Origin of the sequence: Pantoea sp. ACRSB (assembly GCF_022346905.1) — a bacterium.
Taxonomy (GTDB): Bacteria; Pseudomonadota; Gammaproteobacteria; order Enterobacterales; family Enterobacteriaceae; genus Pantoea; species Pantoea piersonii.
In genome coordinates this window covers 537,532-563,226 of sequence record NZ_JAKRNL010000002.1, presented here as the reverse complement: position 1 = coordinate 563,226, position 25,695 = coordinate 537,532, and the positions used below count along the sequence as shown (strand labels likewise).

Here is a 25,695-nt window from a genome sequence, read left to right as displayed (position 1 = left end):
TCAGAGCAGCAGCCACAGCAGCAGAGCGACCACCATCAGCGCGACAGCCACCCCCAGCAGCGGGCGCTGCGCCAGCGGCTGCGGCAGCGCGGCGATAAAGGGCGCCCAGATCGGCTGCGGGCGCAGCGCGCTGTCGGCCAGAGGCTGCTCCTGATTTTTTTCGGCGCGGCGCGCAAAGAGCTGATTGAGCAGATCCTGCGTCTGGGCAGGCGTCAGGATCGTTTGCGGCGTCGCCTGAAAACGCTGCAGGCTGTAATCCTCCAGCTGCTGACGTTCGCTGCGATCGAGCGGCTGCTTGAGAGAGACTTCCAGTATCTGCAAAGTAGGCGCGCTGTGCTGGCTCAGCGTCTGGCGCACCTGAAGATACTGCGTCAGCAGCGGGAAATGGCGCGACGGGATAGGATCGCCGCTGGTGAGGTTGACCAGCTTAAGCGCTGAGGCCCAGATTTTTCCGGTGGACTCGCCCGTAGCGGCCGCCAGTCGGGCGATCTGCTGGTTCAGCGTCTGATGCTCGGCAGGCAGCATCGTACGGTCGGTGGTGCGCGACTGCTGCGGCTGCGGGATCGCCATCTGACCGTTTTGCAGCATCGTCAGGACCTGACGCAGCTGATCCTGCGACAGCGAACTCAGCACCGTCTGGCCGAACTGCTGACGGATAAAATCACTTACCGCCTGACGGTTATTGCCCTGCGGCAGCAGGTCGGTGAGCTGAGTAAGCAACTGGCGCGTGGCGCGTCCGTTTTCCGCCTGCGTCAGGCGGTTGTTCAGATACTGCTCCGCCGCCGGAAAATGGCGCGACTGCAGCTCCGCTTCGCTTTTCACGCCCACTTCACGCTGTACGCCCGCCCAGAGTTCAGGCGCTTTTAGCGTGCTGAATGACATAATGCGCACAATCAGGCGCTCCAGCGTGGTGCGCTGGGCCGGAGAAAGAGGCTGATCGCCAGGCGTCGCGCCGGGACGGGGCGCGCCAGTTGACGGCGTGACAGCAGAACGATCGCCCATCGGCGCACCGGGGCCGCTAAGAGGTTGCATGGCGGAATCCTTGAAAACAGAACAGCGTGGGGTGCGCCGGAAAAAAGATGCGCCATGATAGCAAAAGCCCCCGGGAAATCACACGGGGGCCTCTGTTTATTCAGCTATGCGTCACTGCCGCCTGACGACGCCTGAGCGGGGTTTTCAGACGCTGCGCAAGGATCACGCCAGTCAGCGTCATCGCGCCGCCGATCCAGTGATAGGCGTGCAGCTGCTCATGCAGGAACAGCACCGCGATAATAGCGGTAAAGACCGGGATAAAATTCATAAAGATGCTGGTCGTGCTGGCGCCCAGGCGCTGTACGCCGAGGATCCACAGAAAGGGGGCGATAATTGAAGCGAACAGCCCGGCAAACAGCACCAGCGGGATATTTTGCGCGTTAAGCGCGACGTCAGGCGCGCGCAGAAAGCCCGGCAGCAGCAGCAGGACGCCAAAGCAGATCTGCACATAGAGGCTCTGCCAGTTAGGCAGCGGAATCGCCCAGCGCCGGGTCAGCACGCCGTAGAGCGCATAAGAGGTCGAGGCGGCCAGCATCATCAGTTCGCCGCTGCCGAGACGCTGCTGCAGCAGCTGCGCAGGATGGCCCTCGCTCACCAGCCATACCAGGCCCGCAAACGACAGAAGACCGCCGATAAGAATACCGCGCGTCGGCGCCAGCCGCAGCACCACCAGACTGAGCAGAATGGTCAGCAGAGGAATAGTCGCGCCGAGAATGCCCATCATGACCGCCGAGACGCTGTGCGCGGCGTAGTAGGCCAGGCTCTGATACAGCACCATGCCGAGCAGGCCGAGGATCAGCAGCCGTCCCAGGTTGGCCCGAATAGTATGGCGATGCCGCCACGCGCCCGGCAGCGCGAAAGGCGTTAGCACGACAAGCGCCAGCAGCCAGCGGTAAAACGAAATAGCGGCGGGATCGATGCTCCCGGCAGAGAGCTTGCTGACGATGGTATTCACCGACCAGATCAGCACCGCCAGCAGCGGAAAAAGTAAATTCATGATGGGCTCCTGAGAAGTAATGCGTTCAGTTTACTTTTGACTGCTTTTAAGGAGATAGTTAAAACCAGACAAAAAATGTTGCTGACCGGACAGAATGAATTTACAGGTTGAATACCAGCCGCCCGAAGATGCGCTGCGGCTTCACTACTTTATGCGCTATGAGCAGACCAACGCCAAAACTGAATATCTGCCGCATACCCATGAATGGGGACAGGTGATATTCGTGACGCGTCACGTACTGGAGATGAACGTCGAGGGCGAGCGGCTGTTAACGCCTGCCAGCATCCCTATCTGGATCCCGCCGCGCCAGCGGCACGCCAGCTATAACCATCAGCAGGCGCAGTTTCGCACGTTTAATCTCGCCGCCTCGCTGTGCGACGGCCTGCCCCAGCAGGCGTGCCTGCTGAATGCCGACGCTATCGTACATGCGATTATGGATGAGTTCGCGCGCCTTGGGCTGGAGCAGCCGGAAAGCCCGGAGCAGTGGCGGCTGTGCGAGGTGCTGCGCGATCGGCTGCGGCTGGCGCCGGTGCAGGAGAGCTATCTGCCCGGTTCGCAGGATAAGTTTCTCGCGCCGGTGCTGCAGGCGCTGGAGGCGCATCCCGGCGACAACACCACGCTGGCGGAATGGGCCACGCGCGTCTTTACCACCGAGCGTACGCTGGCGCGTCGCTGTCGGCAGGATCTGCATATGTCCTTCAGCGAGTGGCGACAGCGGCTGCGTTTTCTGCACGCCGTCGCGCAGCTGGGGCAGGGCAAAAGCGTGCAGGCGATTGCGCACGATCTCGGCTACAGCTCGGCGTCGGCGCTGATTGTGATGTTCCAGCAGCAGGCGGGCACCACGCCCGATCGCTACCGCGCACGCCTGGGTTAACAGGCGCGTTTGTGCCACAATAGCGCATCTTAATAATGCAACCAGCAGGAAGGCCGTGGTGAAGATTCTTGTCGATGAAAATATGCCCTATGCGCGTGAACTGTTTAGCCGTACCGGCAGGGTGCTGGCGGTGCCGGGACGTCCGCTGCCGCAGCAGGAACTGGACGATGCCGACGGCCTGATGGTGCGGTCGGTCACGCAGGTGAACGAAGCGCTGCTCGCCGGCAAGCCGGTCAAATTCGTCGGCACCGCCACGGCGGGCACCGACCATATCGATGAAGAGTGGCTGCAACAGGCGGGCATCGCCTTTTCCGCCGCGCCGGGCTGTAATGCCATTGCCGTGGTGGAGTATGTTTTTTCCGCGCTGCTGCTGCTGGCGGAGCGCGACGGATTCGCGCTGCGCGACCGCACCGTCGGTATCGTCGGCGTGGGCAACGTGGGCGGACGACTGCAAAAGCGGCTGGAAGCCTGGGGCGTGAAAACCCTGCTGTGCGATCCGCCGCGCGCCGATCGCGGCGACGAGGGAGAGTTCCATTCTCTTGACGCGCTGGTGGCGGAGGCGGATATCCTGACTTTCCATACGCCGCTGTTTAAAGAGGGGCCTTATAAAAGCTGGCATCTCGCCGATGCGGCGCTGCTGATGGCGCTGAAGCCCAACGCCATTCTGATCAACGCCTGTCGCGGGCCGGTGGTGGATAACGCCGCGCTGCTGGAGGTGCTGAAAATGCGCGCCGATCTCAGCGTGGTGCTGGATGTCTGGGAGCCGGAACCGGCGCTGTCGCTCGACCTGCTGGACAAGGTGGATATCGGTACGGCCCATATTGCCGGTTATACCCTGGAGGGCAAGGCGCGCGGCACGACGCAGGTGTTTGAAGCCTGGTGCGACTTTCTTGGCCAGCCGCAGCAGGTGCCGCTCAGCGAGCTGCTGCCGACCCCGGAATTCAGCAGCATCACCCTTAACGGCCCGCTCGATCAGCCAACGCTGAAACGTCTGGCGCATCTGGTGTATGATGTGCGCCGCGACGACGCGCCGCTCCGTAAAGTGGCGGCTAAACCCGGCGAATTCGACCGCCTGCGCAAAGAGTATGAAGAGCGCCGCGAGTGGTCATCGCTGGAGGTGATCTGCAGCGACGCAGAGACCGTCAGCCTGCTGAATGCCCTGGGGTTTTGCGCGCGTCTCAACAACAGCTAAATTAAACTTCTCGCCGTACCAAATATGGCGAGGGATAATTCCGAAACCTGGGCGGTGAATATCACCGCCTTCTGTTTTTATGTCATTGTCTGGAGTAAACCAACATGTCTGACGGCTGGAATATTGCGCTACTTGGCGCGACAGGCGCAGTAGGGAACGCTGTACTGGAACTGCTGGCGGAACGCCAGTTCCCGGTTGGTGAATTGTATTTGCTGGCGAGCGAAAACAGCGCCGGCGAGACCCTGCGCTTTGAGGGACGTTCACTGCGCGTCGAGAACGCGGCGGATTTCGACTGGTCGCAGGCGCAGCTGGCCTTTTTCGTGGCCGGGCGCGACGCGTCGGCGCGCTATGCCGAGGAGGCCGCCAGTGCCGGTTGCCTGGTGATCGACAGCAGCGACTGCTTCGCGCTCTCGCCGGATGTGCCGCTGGTGGTGCCGGACGTCAACCCGCACGTGCTGGCGGACTACCGCAATCGTAACCTGATAAGCGTCGCCGACAGCCTCACCAGTCAGCTGCTCAGCGCAATCAAACCGCTGGTGGATGCGGCTGGCTTAGGCCGCCTGCAGGTCACGAATCTGATCTCCGCCTCCAGCCACGGCAAAAGCGCGGTAGACGGCCTGGCGGGTGAGAGCGCGCGACTGCTTAACGGCGTTCCGGCGGAAGAGCACTTTTTCGGCCGTCAGCTGGCGTTTAACCTGCTGCCGCAGCTGGCCGACGCGGAGGGCAGCGTCGCCAGCGAGCGCCGTCTGGTCGATCAGGTGCGTAAAGTGCTGCAGGACGAAGGCCTGCCGATTGCGGTCAGCAGCGTGCAGGCGCCGGTCTTTTACGGCAACGCGCAGATCGTGCATCTGGAGAGCCTGCGTCCGCTGTCGGCGGATGAGGCGCGCGCCGAGCTGGCGCAGGCTGCCGATATCAGCCTGAGCGACGAAGATGACTACCCGACGCAGGTCGGCGACGCCTCCGGCAATGAGCAGCTCAGCGTCGGCTGCGTGCGCAACGACTACGGCATTCCTGAACTGCTGCAGTTCTGGTCGGTGGCGGACAATATTCGCTTCGGCGGCGCGCTGATGGCAGTCAAAACCGCTGAGAAGCTGGTGCAGGAGTATCTCTATTAATGTCGGAAGGTCAGACCTATAAGCTGGCGCTTGGCGTCGAGTATGACGGCAGCCGTTATTACGGCTGGCAGCGCCAGCAGGAAGTGCGCAGCGTGCAGGAAAAGCTGGAAAAAGCGCTGTCGAAAGTGGCGAACCATGACGTAAACGTGTTTTGCGCTGGCCGCACCGACGCCGGCGTACACGGCACCGGACAGGTGGTGCATTTCGAAACCACTTCGCAGCGCGCCGACGGCGCCTGGACGCTGGGCGTAAATGCCAATTTGCCGGAAGATATCGCGGTGCGCTGGGTAAAGGCGGTGCCGGATGAGTTTCACGCGCGCTTCAGCGCAACGGCGCGCCGCTACCGCTATCTGATCTACAACCAGCGGCTGCGTCCGGCGATTCTGGGCCGCGGCGTGACGCATTTTTATCATCCGCTGGATGCAGAGAAGATGCACCGCGCCGGACAGTGCCTGCTGGGCGAAAACGACTTTACCTCGTTTCGCGCTGTGCAGTGCCAGTCGCGCACGCCGTGGCGTAACCTGATGCATCTGAACGTCACGCGGCAGGGCGCGTTTGTCATTGTCGACATCAAAGCCAACGCCTTTGTGCATCACATGGTGCGCAATATCGTCGGCAGCCTGATGGAGATCGGCTGCGGCAACCAGCCGGAGGAGTGGATGGCGACGCTGCTGGCGGCGAAAGATCGCACGCAGGCGGCGGCGACGGCCAGAGCGGAAGGACTTTATTTAGTTGCGGTGGATTATCCGTCGCATTTTGCGTTACCCGAACCGCCCATGGGACCCTTGTTCCTGGTGGATTAATTTAGCAGGTCATTTTCAGAGAGGCGTTATGGAGTTCGTCCACTTTTTGGTTGATTTTATTCTGCATATTGATGTGCATCTGGCCGAGCTGGTTGCGCAGTACGGCATCTGGATTTACGCCATTCTGTTCCTGATCCTGTTTTGTGAAACCGGTCTGGTGGTTACGCCGTTCCTGCCGGGCGATTCGCTGCTGTTTGTAGCGGGCGCGCTGGCGGCGCTGCCGGGCAACGATCTTAATATCCACCTGATGGCGGCGCTGCTGGTGGTGGCCGCCGTACTGGGCGATGCGGTGAACTATACTATCGGCCGTCTGTTCGGCGAGCGGCTTTTCAGCAACCCGAACTCTCGCATCTTCCGCCGCAGCTATCTCGATAAAACCCATGGTTTTTATGAGCGTCACGGCGGGAAAACGATTATCCTGGCGCGTTTCGTGCCGATTGTGCGCACCTTTGCGCCTTTCGTTGCCGGTATGGGGCATATGTCTTATCGCCATTTTGCCCTGTTTAACGTGGCCGGCGCGCTGGCGTGGGTGCTGCTGTTCTCCTACGCGGGCTATCTGTTTGGCGACCTGCCGGTAGTGCAGCAGAATCTTAAGCTGCTGATCGTAGCGATTATTGTAGTTTCGGTACTGCCCGGCGTGATTGAGGTCTGGCGTCACCGTCGCCAGGCGAAACAGCACAAACAGCCGTAAAGGGGGCGGTCGCGCCGCGGTTAGACCAGATTTTTATCCACAGTCTGAATTGGTTGTGGTTTAATGAGCGACATTTCATGTCCGCTGAAGCGGTTTTCAGCGGCAAATAAGATGACTGGACCAGGTCAGTTTTAAATAAAAAGGTCTTCAATGAGCTGGATTGAACGCATTCTTAATAAAAGCAACGTTACGCCTGCACGTCGTGCCAGCATCCCTGAAGGGGTCTGGACTAAGTGCGACAGCTGCGGTCAGGTTCTGTACCGCGCCGAGCTGGAGCGTAATCTTGAGGTCTGCCCGAAGTGCGACCATCACATGCGCATGCACGCCCGCGAGCGCCTCAACAGCCTGCTCGACCAGGGCACGCAGACCGAGCTGGGCAGCGAGCTGGAGCCGAAGGATATCCTGAAGTTCCGCGACTCCAAGAAGTATAAAGATCGTCTTGCCGCCGCGCAGAAAGAGACGGAAGAGAAAGACGCGCTGATTGTGATGAAAGGTCAGCTGCACGGTATGCCGGTTGTCGCAGCGGCGTTTGAGTTCGCCTTTATGGGCGGCTCAATGGGCTCCGTGGTTGGCGCGCGCTTCGTGCGTGCGGTTGAGCAGGCGCTGGAAGATAACTGCCCGCTGATCTGCTTCTCCGCCAGCGGCGGCGCGCGTATGCAGGAAGCGCTGATGTCGCTGATGCAGATGGCAAAAACCAGCGCCGCGCTGGCCAAAATGCAGGAGCGCGGTCTGCCCTATATTTCGGTGCTGACCGATCCGACCATGGGCGGCGTCTCTGCCAGCTTCGCGATGCTGGGCGATCTGAACGTCGCCGAGCCGAAGGCGCTTATCGGCTTCGCCGGCCCGCGCGTCATCGAGCAGACCGTGCGCGAAAAACTGCCGCCGGGCTTCCAGCGCAGCGAGTTCCTGATTGAGAAGGGCGCGATCGACATGATTATTCGTCGCCCGGAAATGCGTTATAAACTGGCGAGCCTGCTGGCGAAGATGATGAATCTTCCCGCGCCGCTGCATGATGGCGAACCGACCGCGCCTGCGGGTGAGCCGGAAAGCAACGAGGCCTGACAGGAGAGAGAGGCGCGCGCGGCGCGCCTTTCACCAATGCACCGTCGAACCGGCTGAACCGGGTCAAAATCTGTTAAACGGGACATATGGACACTCTTCACCTTCCTCAAGCCACGTCGCCTTTGGCCACGTGGCTTTATTATCTTGAGGATCTGCATTCGCAGACCATTGAGCTGGGCCTGGATCGCATTCGCTGCGTCGCGCAGCGCCTCGACCTGCTGAAGCCCGCGCCTTTCGTGTTCACCGTCGCCGGTACTAACGGCAAAGGCACCACCTGCCGCACGCTTGAGACGCTGCTGATGGCGGCGGGCTATCGCGTCGGGGTCTACAGCTCGCCGCATCTGGTGCGCTATACCGAACGCGTGCGCGTACAGGGCAAAGAGCTTGATCCCGCGCTGCACAGCGCCAGCTTTGCGAAAATCGAAGCGGGGCGAGGCGACGTTTCCCTGACCTATTTTGAATTCGGCACCCTCTCCGCGCTGAACCTGTTTCAACAGGCGCAGCTGGATGTGGTGATCCTTGAAGTAGGACTGGGCGGTCGCCTGGACGCCACCAATATCGTCGACGCCGACGTGGCAGTGGTAACCAGCATCGCGCTGGATCATACCGACTGGCTCGGCCCGGATCGTGAAAGCATCGGCCGCGAGAAAGCGGGCGTCTTTCGCGGCGGCAGGCCCGCTGTGGTCGGGGAACCGGATATGCCCGCCAGCATCGCCGCCGTCGCGGCGGAGAAGGGCGCGCGACTGTTGCAGCGTGACCGCGACTGGTGCTACACCCAGCAGCCGGAAAGCTGGGCGTTTCGCGACGCGCAGGGCGAGCTGAACGATCTGCCGCTGCCGCAGGTGCCGCTGCCGAATGCGGCCACGGCGCTGGCGGCGCTGCGCGCTTCCGGGCTGAACGTCAGCGATGCGACGATCCGCGACTATCTGCCGCTGGCGATCCTGCCTGGCCGTTTTCAGACGGTAAGCGAATCGCCGCGCGTCATCCTCGATGTGGCGCATAACCCCCATGCGGCGAGCTATCTGGCGTCGCGTCTGGCGCAGCTGCCGAATAGCGGCCGCGTGCATGCGGTGGTGGGAATGCTGCATGATAAAGATATCGCCGGCACCCTTGAGGCGCTGGCGCCGCAAATCGACCGCTGGTACTGCGCACCGCTTGACGGCCCGCGCGGCGCTACCGCTGACGAGCTGATGGCGCATCTGCCGGCCGACGCGGCGACGGCTTTTGCCGACGTGGACAGCGCCTGGCAGGCGGCGCGTCAGCAGGCCGAGGCGCAGGACATTGTGCTGGTATGTGGATCTTTCCATACCGTGGCGCAGGTCATGGAATCGACAGAGATGGAGAAAGGTCGTGGCGAGTAAGTTTCAGAACCGCCTGGTCGGCACCATTATTCTGGTGGCGGTGGGCGTGATTGTGCTGCCGGGCCTGCTGGACGGCAAAAAGAAGCACTATAAAGAGGAGTTCGCGGCGATCCCGCTGGTGCCGAAGCCCGATGACCAACAGGACAGCGAGATGGTGCCGCCGGTTACGCAGCCATTGCCTGCTCAGCCGCCGCAGGGCGCGGGCAGCGCGGTAAGCGGCGGCAACAGCGGTGCCAGCAATCCTGTCGCCGAGCAGGGTAACGCCACGCCGCAGAGCAACAGCGAGCCGAGCGTAGTGACGCCGCCGCCGGTGCATCAGAGCGCGCCGACGAAGCCGCGTCAGGTTGAGCAGCCAAAAACCAGACCGGTCGAACAGCCGAAAGCGAAAGCCGTTGAGCAGCCGAAAACGCAGCCGAAGCCGGTAGAGCAGCCGAAGCCGGTTGAGTCTAAGCCGGTGGAAACGAAGCAGAGTGAACCGGCGAAACCTGCGGAAACGCCGAAGCCAGCGGAGCAGAGCGCGCCTGCCGGTCAGGCTTACGTGGTGCAGCTCGGTGCGCTGAAAAACGCAGCGAAGGTCAATGAGATCGTCGCGAAGCTGCGTCTGTCTGGCTATCGCGCTTTCACCGTACCATCGACGCCGGTACAGGGGCAAATCACCCGTATTTATGTCGGTCCGGACGCCTCAAAAGCGAAGCTGCAAAGCTCGCTGTCGGAGCTGCAGAGCGTTTCCGGCCTCGGCGGCGTGGTGAAGCCCTATAGCGCGCATTAAAGCATCAACAGGCGTCGCCGATTGCATAAAAAGGCGGCGCCGCACGCAGTGTTAAAGCGACGCTGGCTAATATAATTTGTTTAGATTCAACGGCTTGTCCGGGTGAGTCTCCGTCGGGCGAGGAAAGTTTTTTTCATCGCCCTTTTTATGGAAGGTGAAAAGGAAAAGCGCTACGCAAACGTTTTCTTTTTCTGTTAGAATGCGCCCCGAACTGGATGCAGGGGTGCAAACGCACTGGCGCTGGAAGAGTTCATGATCTGGATTGATTACGTCATTATTGCGGTAGTTGGTTTTTCGGCTCTGGTCAGCCTGATTCGAGGGTTTGTCCGCGAAGCCTTATCTCTCGTTACCTGGGGATGCGCGTTTTTTGTCGCCAGTCATTACTACGCCTACCTTGCAGTCTGGTTTACAGGTTTTGACGACGAACTGGTGCGTAACGGTATCGCCATCGCGGTGCTGTTCGTCGCGACGCTAATTGTCGGCGCGATAGTCAACTATGTGATCGGCTCGCTGGTTGAAAAGACCGGCCTGTCGGGAACCGACAGGGTGTTGGGGGTCTGTTTCGGGGCGTTACGCGGCGTGCTGATCGTTAGCGCGATTCTTTTCTTCCTCGACACATTCACCGGCTTTTCCAAAAGTCCGGACTGGCAGCAGTCCCAGCTCATTCCCCAGTTCAGTTATATAATCAGATGGTTTTTTGACTACCTGAAAAGCACGTCGAGTTTTTTACCCCGGTGACGCCACCGGGAGTGCGGCTAATGAGGAAATGACAACATGTGCGGTATTGTTGGTATCACCGGGTTTATGCCGGTCAACCAGTCGATCTATGATGCGTTAACGGTGCTTCAGCACCGCGGGCAGGACGCCGCAGGCATTTGTACTATCGATGCGCTGAAGTGCTTCCGTCTGCGTAAGGCGAACGGCCTCGTCAGCGATGTCTTTGAAGCTCGCCACATGCAGCGTCTGCAGGGCAATATGGGGATCGGCCACGTTCGCTACCCAACCGCAGGCAGCTCTAGCGCCTCTGAAGCGCAGCCGTTCTACGTTAACTCGCCGTACGGTATTACCCTGGCTCATAACGGCAACCTGACCAACGCGCACGAGCTGCGCAAGCATCTGTTCGAAAAGGGCCGTCGCCACGTCAACACCACCTCAGATTCTGAAATCCTGCTTAATATTTTCGCGCAGGAGCTGGACCGTTTTCAGAACGACCCGCTGGAAGCGGACAATATTTTCGCTGCGGTGGCGGCGGTGCATCAGCAGGTGCGCGGCGCTTACGCCGTCGTCGCCATGATCATCGGCCACGGCATGGTCGCCTTCCGCGATCCCAACGGCATCCGTCCGCTGGTGCTGGGCAAGCGCGTACTGCCGGACAGCCGCGTTGAGTATATGGTCGCCTCTGAGAGCGTGGCGCTTGATACGCTGGGCTTTGAGTTCCTGCGTGACGTCGCGCCGGGCGAGGGCGTCTATATTACCGAGCAGGGCCAGCTGTTTACGCGCCAGTGCGCCGAGAACCCGAAAAGCAATCCGTGTCTGTTCGAGTACGTCTATTTTGCTCGTCCGGACTCGTTCCTCGATAAGATCTCCGTCTACAGCGCGCGCGTGCGCATGGGCACCAAGCTGGGTGAAAAAATTGCCCGCGAGTGGGAAGATCTCGATATTGACGTGGTGATCCCGATTCCGGAAACCTCTACCGATATCGCGCTGGAGATCGCGCGCATTCTCGACAAACCCTATCGTCAGGGCTTTGTGAAAAACCGCTACGTCGGCCGCACCTTTATCATGCCGGGCCAGCAGCTGCGCCGCAGCGCCGTTCGCCGCAAGCTCAACGCCAACCGCGCCGAGTTTCGCGACAAGAACGTGCTGCTGGTAGATGACTCTATTGTGCGCGGCACCACCTCTGAGCAGATTATCGAGATGGCGCGTGAAGCGGGCGCGAAACGCGTCTATCTGGCCTCTGCCGCGCCGGAAATTCGTTTCCCGAACGTCTACGGTATTGATATGCCGAGCGCGACCGAGCTGATCGCTCATGGTCGTGAAGTGGAAGAGATTTGCCAGTTAATTAAAGCTGACGCGCTGATTTTCCAGGATCTGGATGACCTGATTGAGGCGGTGCGCGAAGAGAACCCCGATATCGCTCAGTTCGAATGTTCGGTGTTTAACGGCGTTTATGTCACTAAAGATGTCGATCAGCAGTATCTGGAGTATCTCCAGTCGCTGCGCAACGACGACGCCAAAGCCCTTCAGCGTCAGAACGAAGTCGAGAACCTCGAGCTGCATAACGAAGGTTAACCGCGTTCTCAGCTATGATGAGATGAACACGGGGCGGAGAAATCCGCCCCGTTTGTTTTCCCGATCCGGCACGCGCTATCATAGCGCCTCACTGAAACGGCAAGGAAGAAGTATGAAACGACTCATCATTGGCATCTCAGGCGCAAGCGGCGCTATCTACGGCGTGCGGCTGCTGCAGGTGTTGCAGCAGGTTAGCGAGGTGGAAACCCATCTGGTGATGAGTCCGGCGGCGCGACAGACCCTGAGTCTTGAGACGGACTATACGCTGCGCGAAGTGCAGGCGCTGGCGGACGTGGTGCATGACGTGCGCGATATTGCTGCCAGCATCTCTTCAGGGTCGTTCAAGACCCTTGGCATGGCGATCCTTCCCTGTTCGATGAAAACCCTCTCCGGCATCGTACACAGCTACAGCGACAGCCTGCTGACGCGCGCCGCCGACGTTGTGCTGAAAGAGCAGCGCAAGCTGGTTTTGGGCGTGCGTGAAACTCCGCTGCATATTGGCCATCTGCGCATGATGACCACTGCCGCCGAGCTGGGCGCGGTCATCATGCCGCCGGTGCCCGCCTTCTACCACCGGCCGCAGTCGATCATGGAACTGGTGGATCAGACGGTGAATCGCGTGGTTGATCAGTTCGATATCACGCTGCCGCAGGATCTTTTTGCGCGCTGGAACGGTGCATGATCGTCAGATTTTGCACTATTGAAGTGCAAATGCGCGTGGGCGATCACTCTTCGTGCATTTGATGCACCAAAAGTTAACAAAGTCGCTTTTTCTCTCTTACATCACTGATATATTCCCCTCACAAACCCGGTGGAATCGCCTCGCTGGCGCTTTGCCGGGCGCGCTAACGGCTTGCATTGCTGGCATGAAATATGCAAGAAATATGTGGCTTAACAAGCGCAAACACACATCACGCACCCATAACAAAAAGCACTTCACTGAGGGTAATCTATGAAAAAGCGAGTTCTGGCTCTTTCTCTCATGCTGGGCCTGACCAGCGCCGCCAGCGTTTTCGCCGCGGTGCCGTCGTCGATTCGCATTGGGACTGACCCAACTTACCCGCCGTTTGAATCGAAAAACGCGCAAGGACAGTTAGTAGGCTTCGATATCGATCTCGCTAACGAAATCTGCAAACGCATGAATACGAAGTGCACCTATGTCGAAAGCGACTTCGATGCGCTGATCCCTTCGCTGAAGGCGAAGAAAATCGACGCCATCATCTCGTCGCTCTCTATTACCGCTAAACGTCAGGAAGAGATCGGTTTCTCCGACAAACTCTATGCGGCCAATGCCCGTCTCGTCGCGCCGAAAGGCTCGCCGATCCAGCCGACCATCGAGTCGCTGAAGGGTAAAAACATCGGCCTGCTGCAGGGCACCACGCAGGAAACCTACGCCAATCAAAACTGGCGCCCCAAAGGCGTTAACGTTACGCCTTACGCTAACCAGGATCTGGTCTATCAGGATCTGAACGCAGGCCGTATCGATGCCGCATTCCAGGATGAAGTGCAGGCGAGCGAAGGCTTCCTGAAGCAGCCGGTTGGCAAAAATTACGCCTTCGCCGGTCCGGCGGTTAAAGACGACAAGATTTTCGGCGTCGGCACCGGTATGGGGTTGCGTAAAGATGACAGCGAACTGAAAGCGGCTATTGATAAGGCGTTCGAAGCGATGCGCAAAGATGGCACCTACGATAAGATCGCGAAAAAGTATTTTGATTTCAATGTGTACGGTGACTAACCCTGTCGACCTTTGCCTGATCCCTCTTCGTTGAGCCGCGCGGCGCAACGCAAAACCCGGTCAGGACTGCCCGCTGGTGCGCCCGCGGGCAGGACATTCATCTTTCTCCACGACAGGATTGATTAAATGTTGTACGGCTATTCCGATGTTATTCTTAGAGGCACCCTGGTCACGCTGGAGCTGGCGCTCAGTTCAGTCGTGCTGGCGGTGGTGCTCGGCCTGATTGGCGCGGGCGCGAAACTCTCCCGCAGTCGCCCGCTGGCGATGCTGTTTGAAGGCTATACCACGCTGATTCGCGGCGTGCCCGATCTGGTGCTGATGCTGCTGATCTTTTACGGTCTGCAGATCGCGCTTAATACGCTCACCGACGCTATGGGCCTCGCCCAGTTCGATATCGACCCGATGGTGGCCGGTATTATCACGCTCGGGTTTATTTACGGTGCCTACTTTACTGAAACTTTTCGCGGCGCTTTTCTCGCGGTGCCGAAAGGGCAGATCGAAGCCGCTACGGCGTTCGGCTTTACCGGTTCGCAGGTGTTTCGCCGTATTCTGTTCCCCGGCATGATGCGCTATGCGCTGCCGGGCATCGGCAACAACTGGCAGGTGATCCTTAAAGCCACGGCGCTGGTGTCGCTGCTGGGGCTGGAGGATGTAGTGAAGGCGACGCAGCTGGCGGGAAAGAGTACCTGGCAGCCGTTCTACTTCGCCATTGTCGCGGGCGCTATCTATCTCATCTTTACCACGCTGTCTAACGGCGTGCTGTGGTGGCTGAATCGCCGCTACTCGGTCGGCGTAAAAAGGGCAGAGCTATGATCGACATTATTCAGGAGTACTGGAAATCCCTGCTCTGGACCGACGGCTACCGCTTTACTGGCGTCGCCATTACCTTATGGCTGCTGATCCTGTCGGTGGTCATCGGCGGCTGTCTGGCGGTGCTGCTGGCGATCGCGCGCGTGTCGCCGAACCGCTTTGTCAGCATGCCGGTCTGGCTCTTTACCTATGTGTTCCGCGGTACGCCGCTCTATGTGCAGCTGCTGGTGTTCTACTCCGGCATGTATACGCTGGAAGTGGTGAAAGGCTCGGAGCTGCTTAACGCCTTTTTCCGCAGCGGGCTGAACTGTACGCTGCTGGCGTTTACCCTTAACACCTGCGCCTATACCACGGAGATTTTCGCCGGGGCGATCCGCGCCGTACCACACGGCGAGATCGAGGCGGCGCGCGCTTACGGCTTCTCGACCTTCAAGCTCTATCGCTGCATCATCCTGCCGTCGGCGCTGCGCACTGCGCTGCCCGCCTACAGCAATGAAGTGATCCTGATGCTGCACTCTACGGCGCTCGCCTTTACCGCAACGGTGCCGGACCTGCTGAAGATCGCGCGCGATATTAACTCGGCGACCTATCAGCCTTTTACCGCGTTCGGCCTCGCGGCGGTACTTTATCTGATTATCTCTTATGTGTTGATTAGCCTGTTCCGTCTGGCGGAGCGCCGCTTCCTCGCACACATCAAACCTTCGTCATCGCATTGAGTGGAACTATGGCTGATAACAAACTGAGCGTGACCGAACTGCACAAGCGTTACGGTGACCATGAAGTATTAAAAGGCGTCTCCTTACAGGCCGATGCGGGCGATGTCATCAGCATCATTGGATCGTCCGGTTCGGGGAAAAGTACCTTCCTGCGCTGCATTAATTTCCTGGAGAAACCGAGCGAAGGCACTATCTCCGTCACCAACGAGCCGATCAACCTGGTGCGCGACACGGACGGTCAGCTCAAGGTCGCCAATAAAGAGCAGCTGCGTTCGCTGCGCACCCGCCTGACCATGGTGTTCCAGCACTTTAACCTGTGGAGCCACATGACGGTGCTGGAGAACGTAATGGAGGCGCCGATCCAGGTGCTGGGGCTTAGTAAAGCGGAGGCCCGCACCCGCGCTATCAACTATCTCAACAAGGTTGGCATCGACGAACGTGCGCAGGCGAAATATCCGGTGCACCTTTCCGGCGGTCAGCAGCAGCGCGTCTCTATCGCGCGCGCGCTGGCGATGGAGCCGGAGGTGCTGCTGTTCGACGAACCGACCTCGGCGCTCGATCCTGAACTGGTGGGCGAAGTGCTGCGTATCATGCAGAAGCTGGCGGAAGAGGGCAAAACCATGGTGGTTGTCACCCATGAGATGGAATTTGCGCGCCACGTCTCCAGCCACGTAATCTTTCTGCATCAGGGCAAGATTGAAGAGGAAGGGCCGCCGGACGCGCTGTTTGGCAGCCCGAAAAGCCCGCGCCTGCAGCAGTTTCTGAAAGGCTCGCTGAAGTAGGCTTCCGCCTCCTCCGTTACGCGGAGGAGGCGGCCGTTAAGCCGCGCCTTTGCCTGCCGGTTTCCCGACCACATCCTGCAACGCCTCCTGTAAATCATACCAGCGAAAGCCGAAGCCGGAGGCTTCCAGCCGTTTCGGCAGCACATGCTGTCCCCCAAGCACCAGCACCGCCGATTCGCCCATCATCATTTTGATGGCGCTGGCGGGCGTGCGCATAAAAGCCGGGCGATGCATAACATGGCCGAGCGTGGCAGCGAACTGCTCGTTGCGCACCGCGTAGGGCGCCACCATATTGAACGGGCCGCTGAGTTCGTCATGACCCAGCAGCCAGAGGATGGCGTTCACCATATCGTCGATATGGATCCACGGCAGATACTGTTTACCGCTGCCGATGGGGCCGCCGACGCCGAGCCTGAACGGCAGCTTCATTTTGCTTAGCGCGCCCCCTTCGCTGGCCAGCACCACGCCGGTACGCAGCAGGCAGACGCGGGTGCGCTCGCTCTGGGCGCTGAGCGCCAGCTGCTCCCAGCGCGCGCAGAGGCTGTGGGTAAACTCTTCCTGGCCCTGATCCTCCTCTGTCATTACCAGCTCACCGGTATCGCCGTAGTAGCCGGTCGCCGAGCCGGAAATCAGCACGCGCGGCGGAGAGTGGCTGGCGTTAATCAGCGAGGCGATGCGTTCGGTAATTTGCCAGCGACTTTCGCATAAAAGCTGCTTCTGCTGTTCGGTCCAGCGCTTGTCGGCAATGGGCTCGCCCGCGAGGTTGATAACCGCGTCGATGCCGTCCAGGTTTTGCTGCTGCGCCAGTCCTGACCAGAGCGCGACGCCCGCGTCGAGCTTTTCGCGCGCGGCGGCAACATCGCGCGTAACAACGCTGACCTGATGTCCCAGCGTTAACAGACGTGGAATAAGATGGCGGCCGATTAGCCCGGTGCCGCCGGTCATAAGTATGTGCATCTCGCGTCTCCTTATCATTTTTCTGATACGCACTGTTTCAGCATAGAAGAAGCGCGGCCGCGCGCTGCTGCACTGCGTCGCGCTTTGAGAAGATCGGACCAGCGGGAGATTGCTTTGCTGAAAAAAAGTCGGTAAATATCAGGCTACCCGGAAAAGCCAGTTGAGGTAGCAGATGAATTACCCGTCCATCACCCTGTGGTCTGATTCATCGTTTTTTAGTCCTTACGCCATGTCCGTTTACGTTGCGCTCACCGAAAAAGGTGTGCCCTTTACGCTTAAACGCGTCGATCTCTCGCAAAATCAGCAGTTCGCCAGCGATTACCGCGCGCTGTCGCTGACCTGTCGCGTGCCGACGCTGCAGGTTGACGAGTTTGTACTGAGCGAGTCCTCTGCTATCGCTGAATATCTGGAAGAGCGTTTTCCTGCCCCTGAGTTTGAGCGACTCTATCCGCGCGATCGCGAGAAGCGCGCGCGGGCACGCGAGGTGCAGGCCTGGCTGCGCAGCGATTTCATGCCGATCCGTCAGGAGCGGCCAACTGAAGTGTTGTTTGCGGGCGAGCGTTTCCCGCCGCTGACGCCGGCGGCCGCGCAGGCGGTGGAGAAACTGATTGCGGCGTGTCTGCGTCTGTTGCCGGATAACCAGCAGAATTTGTTTGGCGAGTGGTCTGTTGCCGACACGGATCTGGCGGTGATGCTGAATCGTCTGGCGCTGCACGGCGACGCGCTGCCCGATAAGCTCAGGGAATATGCTGAATTTCAGTGGCAGCGCGCCTCGGTTCAGCTCTGGCTGGCGGAAAGCGGCAAACAACGATAGTTTGCGCCGCTTGCTCAGGCGAGCGGAAGTGATTACCTTACAGCACACTATAACAACGACGTGGCAATCAGGTGCGTGTCGCACGGCACGCCAGAACAGAAAAGGGTTACCGGATGGTGGATCAAACCGCGGGCGACGGCATCGAGTGGGTCGATATCGTCAATGAAGAGAATGAAGTGATTGCGCAGGCGACACGCGCGCAGATGCGCGCGCAGCGTATGCGCCATCGCGCCACTTATATCGTGGTGCATGACGGCGCAGGCAAGATTCTGGTGCAGCGCCGCACCGAGACTAAAGACTTCATGCCCGGCATGCTGGACGCCACCGCAGGCGGCGTGGTGCAGAGCGGCGAAGATCTGCTGGAATCGGCGCGCCGCGAGGCCGAGGAGGAGCTGGGCATTGCAGATGTGCCTTTCGCCGAGCACGGCAAGTTCTACTTCGAAGATGAGCATGTCCGCGTCTGGGGCGGTCTGTTCAGCTGCGTTTACCACGGCCCGTTCGCCATGCAGGAAGAGGAGGTGGATGAGGTGTTCTGGATGACCGCGGACGAGATTACCGCGCGCTGCGATGAGTTTACCGATGACTCTCTTAAGGCGCTGTCGCTCTGGCTGACACGTAACGGCGACGCGTAAGTTATACCTGTTAAAAAAACGCCCTGTTGGGCGTTTTTTGTTTTTGCGCAACTTTCCAGACGTGGGTAACGGGCGCGCGTCGGTTTTAAGCCGCGCAAACTTTTTAATAGTCTGCCAGAATAGTCGCCAGCAGGCTTAGCGCGGCGCTGAACTGCGCGTCGGGTATCGTCAGCGGATAGAGAAAGCGGATGACGTTGCCATGCACGCCGCAGGTAAGCAGCAGCAGCCCTTGCTCAAGCGCTCTTTGCTGGATGGCGCTCGCCGTAGCGGCGCAGGGTTTGCCCACTTCATTATGAAACTCCGCCGCAAGCATTGAGCCGCGTCCACGTACCTCCGCCAGTGCGCGGCAGCCCGCGCCGAGCAGGGTTTCGCGCAGCTGATCGCCCAGGCGCAGCGCGCGTTCGCACAGCTGCTCTCTGTCGATTATCTCCAGTACCGCCAGCGCGGCGGCGATTGCGGTCGGGCTGCCTGCGTAGGTGCCGCCCAGTCCGCCTGGCTGCGGCGCGTCCATTACCTCTGCGCGTCCCGATACCGCTGACAGCACCATGCCGCCCGCCAGGCTTTTCGCCATCGTGACGATATCTGGCTTCGCCTCTGGCACGTAGTCGCTGGCGAACAGCCTGCCGCTGCGCGCGAAACCGCTCTGGATTTCGTCGGCGATAAGCAGAATGCCGTGTCGGTCGCAGAGCTGGCGCAGCGCCTGAACAAATGCGGGCGGCGCGACGTAGAATCCGCCTTCGCCCTGAATGGGCTCATAGATAATAGCGGCGACCTGCTGTGGGCTAATGTCGCTGCGCAACAGCGCGTCCAGGCTCGCCAGCGCATCTTCAACGCTGACGCCATGCAGCGCGTCTGGATAGCGGGCATGGTAGACCGGGCTGGCGAACGGGCCGAATCCCTCTTTATAGGGCGTGACTTTGCCGGTGAGCGACAGCGTCATCAGGGTGCGCCCGTGAAAAGCTCCGGTAAAGGCGATAATGCCGGGACGTCCGGTGGCGGCGCGGGCGATTTTTACCGCGTTTTCTACCGCTTCAGCGCCGGTAGAGAAGAAGGCGGGTTTGGCCGGACCGTTAACGGGTACGCGCTGATTTAGCCGCTCCGCCAGCGTCAGGTAGATTTCATAAGGGACGATCTGAAAAGTGGTATGGGTGAAGCAGTCGAGCTGCGCCTTGACCGCCTCGATAACGTCAGGATGGCGGTGGCCGGTATTAAGGACGGCGATACCCGCGCTGAAGTCGGTATATTCCCGTCCGTGGTTGTCCCAGAGCGTGGCGTTTTCAGCCTTCACTACAAAGAAATCGCACATGACGCCCACGCCGCGCGGCGTTGCGTTCAGGCGACGGGTATGCAACTCGCTGTCGATCATGGCGGAACCTCGCTGGTGCGCTGAAACGGGATCTTTTCAGTGTTAGCGTGGCGGGCGAGTTTCGCCAGTTGAGAAGGGGATAAAAAAAGAGCACGCGCGCGCATGCTCTTTAGAGGACTCAAAGGTAAAGATCGATTCCTGTGTGGAGAGACCTTAGCCTTCCGCCTGCTGCGACTGAATCGCGGTCAGGGCGATGGTGTAGACGATATCGTCGACCAGCGCGCCGCGCGACAGGTCGTTAACCGGCTTGCGCATACCCTGCAGCATCGGACCGATAGAGATCAGATCTGCCGAACGCTGCACCGCTTTGTAGGTGGTGTTGCCGGTGTTGAGATCCGGGAAGATAAAGACCGTAGCGCGACCTGCGACCGCAGAGTTCGGCGCCTTGGATTTGGCCACATCTTCCATAATCGCCGCGTCATACTGCAGCGGCCCGTCGATCACCAGATCCGGGCGCTTCTCCTGCGCGATGCGCGTAGCTTCGCGAACTTTTTCCACGTCGCTGCCTGCGCCGGAGGTACCGGTCGAGTAGGAGATCATCGCCACGCGCGGTTCGATGCCGAAGGCATGCGCGGAATCCGCAGACTGAATGGCGATTTCCGCCAGCTGCTCCGCCGTCGGGTCCGGGTTGATGGCGCAGTCGCCGTAAACCAGCACCTGCTCCGGCAGCAGCATAAAGAACACTGAGGAGACCAGCGAGCTGTTTGGCGCGGTCTTGATCAGCTGCAGCGGCGGACGAATGGTATTGGCGGTGGTGTGCACTGCGCCCGACACCAGGCCATCGACTTCGCCGCTCTCCAGCATCATGGTGCCGAGCACCACGTTGTCTTCCAGCTGCTCCTGCGCCACCACTTCGGTCATGCCTTTATTTTTACGCAGCTCCACCAGACGAGGCACATAGTTGTTGCGAACCACTTCCGGATCCACGATCTCGATGCCTTTGCCCAGCTCGACGCCCTGTGCGGCGGCGACGCGCTGGATCTCATCTGGATTGCCCAGCAGCACGCAGGTAGCGATGCCGCGCTCGGCGCAGATAGCGGCGGCTTTAACGGTACGCGGCTCATCGCCTTCCGGCAGCACGATGCGTTTGCCCGCTTTGCGCGCCAGCTCGGTCAGCTGATAGCGGAAGGCCGGCGGCGACAGGCGACGGCTGCGCTCGGAGGTAGCCGTCAGCGACTCGATCCAGTCGGCGTTAATATAGCTGGCGACATACTCCTGCACTTTTTCAATGCGCTGGGTATCGTCGCTGGGCACTTCAAGGTTGAAGCTCTGCAGGCTGAGCGAGGTTTGCCAGGTGTTGGTTTTCACCATAAATACCGGCAGGCCGGTCTGGAAGGCGCGCTCGCACAGCTTCGCGATGCGGTTGTCAATTTCATAGCCGCCGGTCAGCAGAATGGCCCCGATTTCCACGCCGTTCATCGCGGAGAGGCAGGCGGCCACCAGCACGTCGGGACGGTCTGCTGAGGTTACCAGCAGCGAGCCTGGACGGAAATGCTCCAGCATATGCGGCAGGCTGCGCGCACAGAAGGTCACCGACTTGACGCGACGAGTAGCGATCTCGCCTTCGTTGATCACTTCGGCATTCAGGTGGCGGCACATATCAATGGCGCGCGTGGCGATCAGATCGAAGCTCCAGGGCACGCAGCCCAGCACCGGCAGCGGGCTGTCGGCGAACAGCTGTTTCGGATCGATATTGGCGACGCTGGCTTTGGTGGAGTCGTCGAAGATTTCCGACAGATCGGGGCGCGTGCGTCCCTGTTCATCTACCGGCGCGTTCAGCTTGTTGATGATGACGCCGGTAATGTTTTTGTTTTTGCTGCCGCCGAAGCTGCTCTGCGTCAGTTCGATACGCTCTTTAAGCTGGGCAGGGGAGTCGTTGCCAAGCGCCATAACGAATACGATTTCGGCGTTAAGCGTCTTGGCGATCTCATAGTTGAGCGCGTTGGCGAACTGATGCTTACGCGTCGGCACCAGACCTTCTACCAGCACCACCTCCGCATCTTTGGTGTTTTCATGGTAGCGAGCGATGATCTCTTCCATCAGCACGTCCTGCTGGTTAGCACCCAGCAGCGACTCCACGCGCGACATTTTGAGCGGGTCGGCAGCGGGAATCGACGAGTTCTTACGGATGATCATCGTAGTCTGGTCCGGCTTATCGCCGCCAGCGCGCGGTTGCGCGATAGGTTTAAAGACGCTGAGTCGAACGCCTTTACGCTCCATGGCACGAATCACGCCGAGGCTGACGCTTGTCAGGCCGACGCTGGTGCCGGTAGGAATAAGCATAATTGTACGTGACACGTTTGAACCTCGCTTTAGGTAGTGTCAAAACAACGCCGTCAGCCGAAGCTGACGGTGAAGGAAAAATCAGGCGGTAAGACGCGCCGCATCCTGGGCGATCACCAGCTCTTCGTTAGTCGGAATTACAATAGCCGGGCGAGTGCCCTCTTTATTGATAAAGCCGGATTTGCCGAAGCGCGCCGCCAGGTTGCGCTCGTGGTCAACCTCGAAGCCGAGCAGGCCGAGCTTTTTCAGCGACAGCTCACGCACCATCGCCGCGTTTTCGCCGATGCCGCCGGTAAAGATCACCGCATCCAGTCGGCCTTCCATCATGGCGCTGTAGCTGCCGATATATTTTGCCAGACGATGGCAGAATACATCCATGGCGCGCTTCGCGTCCTCTTTGGTTTCGTAGTTGTCTTCAACGTAGCGACAGTCGCTGGTGACGCCGGTCAGACCCAGCAGGCCAGACTCTTTAGTCAGCAGCTTGTTGATGGCGTCGACGCTCATGCCCAGCGTGTCGTGCAGATAGAAGACGATAGCCGGATCGATGTCGCCGCTGCGGGTGCCCATGACCAGACCTTCGAGCGGCGTCAGACCCATTGAGGTATCGACGCACTTACCGTTGCGCACCGCCGCGACTGACGCGCCGTTGCCAAGGTGACAGGTAATGATGTTCAGCTCGTCGACCGGCTTGTTCAGAATTTTGGCCGCTTCGTGCGTCACATAGTAGTGGCTGGTGCCGTGTGCGCCGTAGCGGCGAACGCCATGCTCTTTATAAAGATGGTAGGGCAGGGCATAGAGATAAGACTCTTCCGGCATAGTCTGATGGAACGCCGTATCGAAAACCGCCACATTTTTATCGGAAAGATGCGGAAAGTTTTTCATCGCTTCTTCAATGCCGATCAGGTGCGCCGGATTGTGCAACGGCGCGAAAGAGGCGTTGTCTTTAATCCCCTGCACCACAGCATCGGTGATAACAACGGATTCAGTCAGTTGCTCACCGCCGTGAACGATGCGATGACCAATTGCAGCAATTTGTGCCGAAAGCTCTGGTTTTTGTGCCAGAATAGTTTTAACGATGAAATTCAGGGCTTCGCTGTGAGCGGCGCCGGCACCAAGAGGGGCTTCGTGTTTTTCTCCGTCCAGTTTCCATTTAATGCGCGCTTCCGGAAGGTGGAAGCATTCAGCCAGACCGGACAGGTATTCCTCTCCGCTGGCGGCATTCAGGATGGCGAACTTCAGTGAAGAGCTGCCGCAGTTCAGAACCAGTACTAACTTACTCGACATGGAAGTACCTATTTGTTAAAAGTGGCTAAAAATAAGGCAATCAGACTATCAGCGTAGCCCATGAAAGCGGGGGAGATTAATGATAACCCCGTTGCGGTAGTCAAAATGTTGCTTCTCCGCAAAAAAATTTCGTTAATTTTACGCAAATTTTTGAGAAATGCTTAGCGAAAGCTGGCCGTTACGTTTGTCGTTTACCTTCTTACCCGCTTCCAGTACGTTATTAAGGCTGGGTCAGAATAGCGAGAGTCCCCTTTAAAGACAAAAATTTTTGAAGGATGTCACGTAAAGTTGTGTAGTTATAAAATAATTTTATTTTTTGCTGTTTTAGTTGAGGTCCGCCATGGCGAATGATTCTGGCACTACTGGCTGGTTCCGTATTTTTCAAAACGGCCAGCACTATATGAAGACCTGGCCGAATGACAAACGCCTCGCGCCTGTCTTTCCTGAAAACCGCGTATCGAGCGTGACCCGTTTTGCGATCCGCTTTATGCCGCCGCTGGCTGTTTTTACGCTGAGCTGGCAAATCGCGCTGGGCGGACAGCTGGGGCCGGCTGTGGCTACCGCGCTCTTTGCCTGTAGCTTGCCGATGCAGGGTCTGTGGTGGCTCGGCAAGCGCTCGGTGACGCCGCTGCCGCCTACGCTGCTGCACTGGTTCCATGAGGTGCGCGCCCGGCTGGAAGAAGCAGGCCAGGCGATTGCGCCGGTCGAGGGTAAGCCGACCTATCAGGCGCTTGCCGATCTGCTCAAGCGGGCATTTAAGCAGCTGGATCGCACCTTCCTTGACGATCTTTGATCGACAGCCGTTTTCCCGCTGAGAGAATTTGCCGCTCAGCCGGGGTCAAATCAAAGAAAAGTGATGCGGGCGTACCCGCATCACCCTCCTTATGCCATCATTTCCCGTCTAATTCTTGAGCGGCCATTCGGCCCAGGAGCCTCCGATGGAAATGACCCACGCACAGCGTCTGATTCTCTCTAACCAGTACAAGATTATGGCAATGCTGGAACCGGATAACGCCGAGCGCTATCGTCGTTATCAGACCATAATCGAGCGCGGCTACGGGCTGCAGATGCGCGAGCTGGATAAAGAGTTCGGTGAAATGACGGAAGAAACCTGTCGTACCATTATCGACATTATGGAGATGCACCATGCTCTGCATGTCTCCTTTGCCAATCTTGGCGATAAAGCCTCGCTGGATGAGCGTCGGCTCGCTTTCCTCGGCTTTGATGCCGCCACCGAAGCGCGCTTTCTCGGCTACGTACGCTTTATGGTGAATACCGAAGGGCGTTATACCCACTTCGATTCCGGCACCCACGGATTTAATGCGCAGACGCCGATGTGGGAAAAGTATCAACGTATGCGAGCGGTATGGCACACTTGTCCGCGTCAGTATCACCTGAGCGCGACTGAAATCGCGCAGATTATTAACGCCTGACGGGAGTAGCCTGTGATCTATTGCGGTTTTTTGTTTGATCTGGATGGCACGCTGGTGGACTCTCTGCCTGCCGTAGAGCGGGCGTGGAGCAACTGGGGAGCGCGACACGGCATCGCAGCCGATGAAATTCTGAATTTTATTCACGGCAAGCAGGCGATCGCCTCGCTGCGCCATTTTATGGCGGGTCAGCCGGAGGCGGCCATTCAGGCGGAGTTTCGCGCGCTGGAGCAAGCTGAAGCGCAGGACACCGACGGCGTGCGCGCGCTGCCAGGAGCGCACGCGCTGCTGACACATTTAGATGCGCTGCAAATCCCCTGGGCTATCGTAACGTCCGGCACAAAGCCGGTGGCGCAGGCGCGCCATCAAGCCGCGGGTCTGCCGATGCCGTCGATCTTTATTACCGCCGAACAGGTCGAGAAGGGCAAGCCAGCGCCGGATCCCTATCTGCTAGGGGCGCAAAAGCTGGGGCTGGCGGCGGAGAAGTGCGTGGTGGTGGAGGACGCGCCAGCCGGGATCCTCTCTGGCCTGAACGCCCGCTGCGCGGTTATCGCGGTCAATGCACCCGCCGATACGCCCCATCTGACGGAAACTCTGATGCAGCTTAACTCGCTGGCGTCACTGCAGGTTACACCGCACGACCAGGGCGGCTTTTCCCTGCGCCTGAAAAGCTAAAGCCAGACGGCGGCGTCAAGCCG

26 protein-coding genes are annotated in these 25,695 nt (G+C 59.3%); 20 read left to right on the top strand and 6 right to left on the bottom strand.

Annotated elements, in window-relative coordinates; translation table 11 throughout:
* The gene (flk, locus tag MHZ89_RS08860) at positions 1-1,032 is read right to left on the bottom strand and encodes a flagella biosynthesis regulator Flk (RefSeq protein ID WP_311782684.1); all 1,032 of its coding nucleotides are present in this window, start codon (positions 1,030-1,032) and stop codon (positions 1-3) included.
* Between the two features lie 100 nt (positions 1,033-1,132).
* On the bottom strand, positions 1,133-2,029 hold the full coding sequence (locus tag MHZ89_RS08855) for a DMT family transporter (protein ID WP_311782683.1): 897 nt from the start codon (positions 2,027-2,029) through the stop codon (positions 1,133-1,135).
* Positions 2,030-2,123: 94 nt separating this feature from the next.
* Between MHZ89_RS08855 and MHZ89_RS08850 the strand changes: the two genes are divergently transcribed.
* The 15 genes from MHZ89_RS08850 (at position 2,124) to hisP (ending at position 16,231) form a co-directional block, all read left to right on the top strand.
* Positions 2,124-2,903, top strand: a complete 780-nt coding sequence (locus MHZ89_RS08850) for an AraC family transcriptional regulator (RefSeq protein ID WP_311782682.1) — start codon at positions 2,124-2,126, stop codon at positions 2,901-2,903.
* Positions 2,904-2,961: 58 nt separating this feature from the next.
* Positions 2,962-4,095 carry a 4-phosphoerythronate dehydrogenase PdxB gene (gene pdxB, locus MHZ89_RS08845; RefSeq protein WP_311782681.1) on the top strand — a complete coding sequence of 378 codons (1,134 nt, stop codon included), beginning with the start codon at positions 2,962-2,964 and terminating at the stop codon, positions 4,093-4,095.
* A 104-nt stretch (positions 4,096-4,199) separates the two neighbouring features.
* Positions 4,200-5,210: an aspartate-semialdehyde dehydrogenase gene (locus MHZ89_RS08840; RefSeq protein WP_311782680.1), complete on the top strand. Its 1,011-nt coding sequence runs from the start codon at positions 4,200-4,202 to the stop codon at positions 5,208-5,210.
* Positions 5,210-6,013, top strand: coding sequence for a tRNA pseudouridine(38-40) synthase TruA (truA, locus tag MHZ89_RS08835; protein ID WP_120453044.1), 804 nt, complete (start codon positions 5,210-5,212; stop codon positions 6,011-6,013). The genes MHZ89_RS08840 and truA overlap by 1 nt, the downstream gene beginning before the upstream one ends.
* A 28-nt stretch (positions 6,014-6,041) precedes the next feature.
* The gene (locus tag MHZ89_RS08830) at positions 6,042-6,704 is read left to right on the top strand and encodes a DedA family protein (protein WP_311782679.1); all 663 of its coding nucleotides are present in this window, start codon (positions 6,042-6,044) and stop codon (positions 6,702-6,704) included.
* Between the two features lie 150 nt (positions 6,705-6,854).
* Entirely contained in the window at positions 6,855-7,766 is a 912-nt protein-coding gene (gene accD, locus MHZ89_RS08825; RefSeq protein ID WP_311782678.1) for an acetyl-CoA carboxylase, carboxyltransferase subunit beta, read from the top strand.
* Between the two features lie 86 nt (positions 7,767-7,852).
* Positions 7,853-9,127 carry a bifunctional tetrahydrofolate synthase/dihydrofolate synthase gene (folC, locus tag MHZ89_RS08820; protein WP_311782677.1) on the top strand — a complete coding sequence of 425 codons (1,275 nt, stop codon included), beginning with the start codon at positions 7,853-7,855 and terminating at the stop codon, positions 9,125-9,127.
* A complete protein-coding gene (gene dedD, locus MHZ89_RS08815; RefSeq protein ID WP_311782676.1) occupies positions 9,117-9,896 on the top strand; it encodes a cell division protein DedD in 780 nt (259 codons plus the stop codon). Before folC ends, dedD begins: the two co-directional genes overlap by 11 nt.
* Positions 9,897-10,148: 252 nt before the next feature.
* Positions 10,149-10,634, top strand: a complete 486-nt coding sequence (cvpA, locus tag MHZ89_RS08810) for a colicin V production protein (protein WP_021509181.1) — start codon at positions 10,149-10,151, stop codon at positions 10,632-10,634.
* Between the two features lie 36 nt (positions 10,635-10,670).
* Positions 10,671-12,188: an amidophosphoribosyltransferase gene (gene purF / locus MHZ89_RS08805; protein WP_120453053.1), complete on the top strand. Its 1,518-nt coding sequence runs from the start codon at positions 10,671-10,673 to the stop codon at positions 12,186-12,188.
* 112 nt (positions 12,189-12,300) lie between these two features.
* Complete coding sequence (locus tag MHZ89_RS08800; RefSeq protein ID WP_311782675.1) at positions 12,301-12,870, top strand: UbiX family flavin prenyltransferase; 570 nt, start codon at positions 12,301-12,303, stop codon at positions 12,868-12,870.
* A 270-nt stretch (positions 12,871-13,140) separates the two neighbouring features.
* Positions 13,141-13,923, top strand: coding sequence for a lysine/arginine/ornithine ABC transporter substrate-binding protein ArgT (gene argT / locus MHZ89_RS08795; protein WP_311782674.1), 783 nt, complete (start codon positions 13,141-13,143; stop codon positions 13,921-13,923).
* A gap of 126 nt (positions 13,924-14,049) precedes the next feature.
* Positions 14,050-14,736 (top strand): histidine ABC transporter permease HisQ, encoded by a 687-nt coding sequence (locus MHZ89_RS08790; RefSeq protein WP_311782673.1) that lies wholly within the window; start codon positions 14,050-14,052, stop codon positions 14,734-14,736.
* Positions 14,733-15,449, top strand: a complete 717-nt coding sequence (locus MHZ89_RS08785) for an ABC transporter permease (RefSeq protein ID WP_120453058.1) — start codon at positions 14,733-14,735, stop codon at positions 15,447-15,449. The genes MHZ89_RS08790 and MHZ89_RS08785 overlap by 4 nt, the downstream gene beginning before the upstream one ends.
* 8 nt (positions 15,450-15,457) lie before the next feature.
* Positions 15,458-16,231 carry a histidine ABC transporter ATP-binding protein HisP gene (gene hisP, locus MHZ89_RS08780; protein WP_120453059.1) on the top strand — a complete coding sequence of 258 codons (774 nt, stop codon included), beginning with the start codon at positions 15,458-15,460 and terminating at the stop codon, positions 16,229-16,231.
* Positions 16,232-16,267: 36 nt separating this feature from the next.
* Here the strand turns inward: hisP and MHZ89_RS08775 are convergent, their stop codons facing one another.
* Positions 16,268-17,188: a TIGR01777 family oxidoreductase gene (locus tag MHZ89_RS08775; RefSeq protein ID WP_311782672.1), complete on the bottom strand. Its 921-nt coding sequence runs from the start codon at positions 17,186-17,188 to the stop codon at positions 16,268-16,270.
* Positions 17,189-17,360: 172 nt separating this feature from the next.
* Between MHZ89_RS08775 and yfcF the strand changes: the two genes are divergently transcribed.
* Positions 17,361-18,002: a glutathione transferase gene (yfcF, locus tag MHZ89_RS08770; RefSeq protein WP_311782671.1), complete on the top strand. Its 642-nt coding sequence runs from the start codon at positions 17,361-17,363 to the stop codon at positions 18,000-18,002.
* Between the two features lie 113 nt (positions 18,003-18,115).
* Positions 18,116-18,634: an NUDIX hydrolase YfcD gene (gene yfcD, locus MHZ89_RS08765; RefSeq protein ID WP_120453064.1), complete on the top strand. Its 519-nt coding sequence runs from the start codon at positions 18,116-18,118 to the stop codon at positions 18,632-18,634.
* A 103-nt stretch (positions 18,635-18,737) separates the two neighbouring features.
* On the opposite strand, the gene gabT is transcribed toward yfcD, so the two are convergent.
* From gabT to ackA, 3 genes are all read right to left on the bottom strand, one after another.
* Positions 18,738-20,000, bottom strand: coding sequence for a 4-aminobutyrate--2-oxoglutarate transaminase (gene gabT, locus MHZ89_RS08760; RefSeq protein WP_311782670.1), 1,263 nt, complete (start codon positions 19,998-20,000; stop codon positions 18,738-18,740).
* Between the two features lie 153 nt (positions 20,001-20,153).
* Positions 20,154-22,298 (bottom strand): phosphate acetyltransferase, encoded by a 2,145-nt coding sequence (gene pta / locus MHZ89_RS08755; protein ID WP_311782669.1) that lies wholly within the window; start codon positions 22,296-22,298, stop codon positions 20,154-20,156.
* 66 nt (positions 22,299-22,364) lie between these two features.
* Entirely contained in the window at positions 22,365-23,567 is a 1,203-nt protein-coding gene (gene ackA / locus MHZ89_RS08750; RefSeq protein ID WP_311782668.1) for an acetate kinase, read from the bottom strand.
* A 340-nt stretch (positions 23,568-23,907) separates the two neighbouring features.
* On the opposite strand from ackA, the gene yfbV reads away from it, so the two are divergent.
* The 3 genes from yfbV to MHZ89_RS08735 all read left to right on the top strand — a co-directional run bounded on the left by yfbV (position 23,908) and on the right by MHZ89_RS08735 (position 25,672).
* Entirely contained in the window at positions 23,908-24,360 is a 453-nt protein-coding gene (gene yfbV, locus MHZ89_RS08745; protein WP_120453069.1) for a terminus macrodomain insulation protein YfbV, read from the top strand.
* 145 nt (positions 24,361-24,505) lie between these two features.
* Positions 24,506-25,000 carry a YfbU family protein gene (locus MHZ89_RS08740; protein WP_311782667.1) on the top strand — a complete coding sequence of 165 codons (495 nt, stop codon included), beginning with the start codon at positions 24,506-24,508 and terminating at the stop codon, positions 24,998-25,000.
* Between the two features lie 12 nt (positions 25,001-25,012).
* On the top strand, positions 25,013-25,672 hold the full coding sequence (locus MHZ89_RS08735) for a sugar phosphatase (protein ID WP_311782666.1): 660 nt from the start codon (positions 25,013-25,015) through the stop codon (positions 25,670-25,672).
* Positions 25,673-25,695 lie beyond the last annotated feature (23 nt).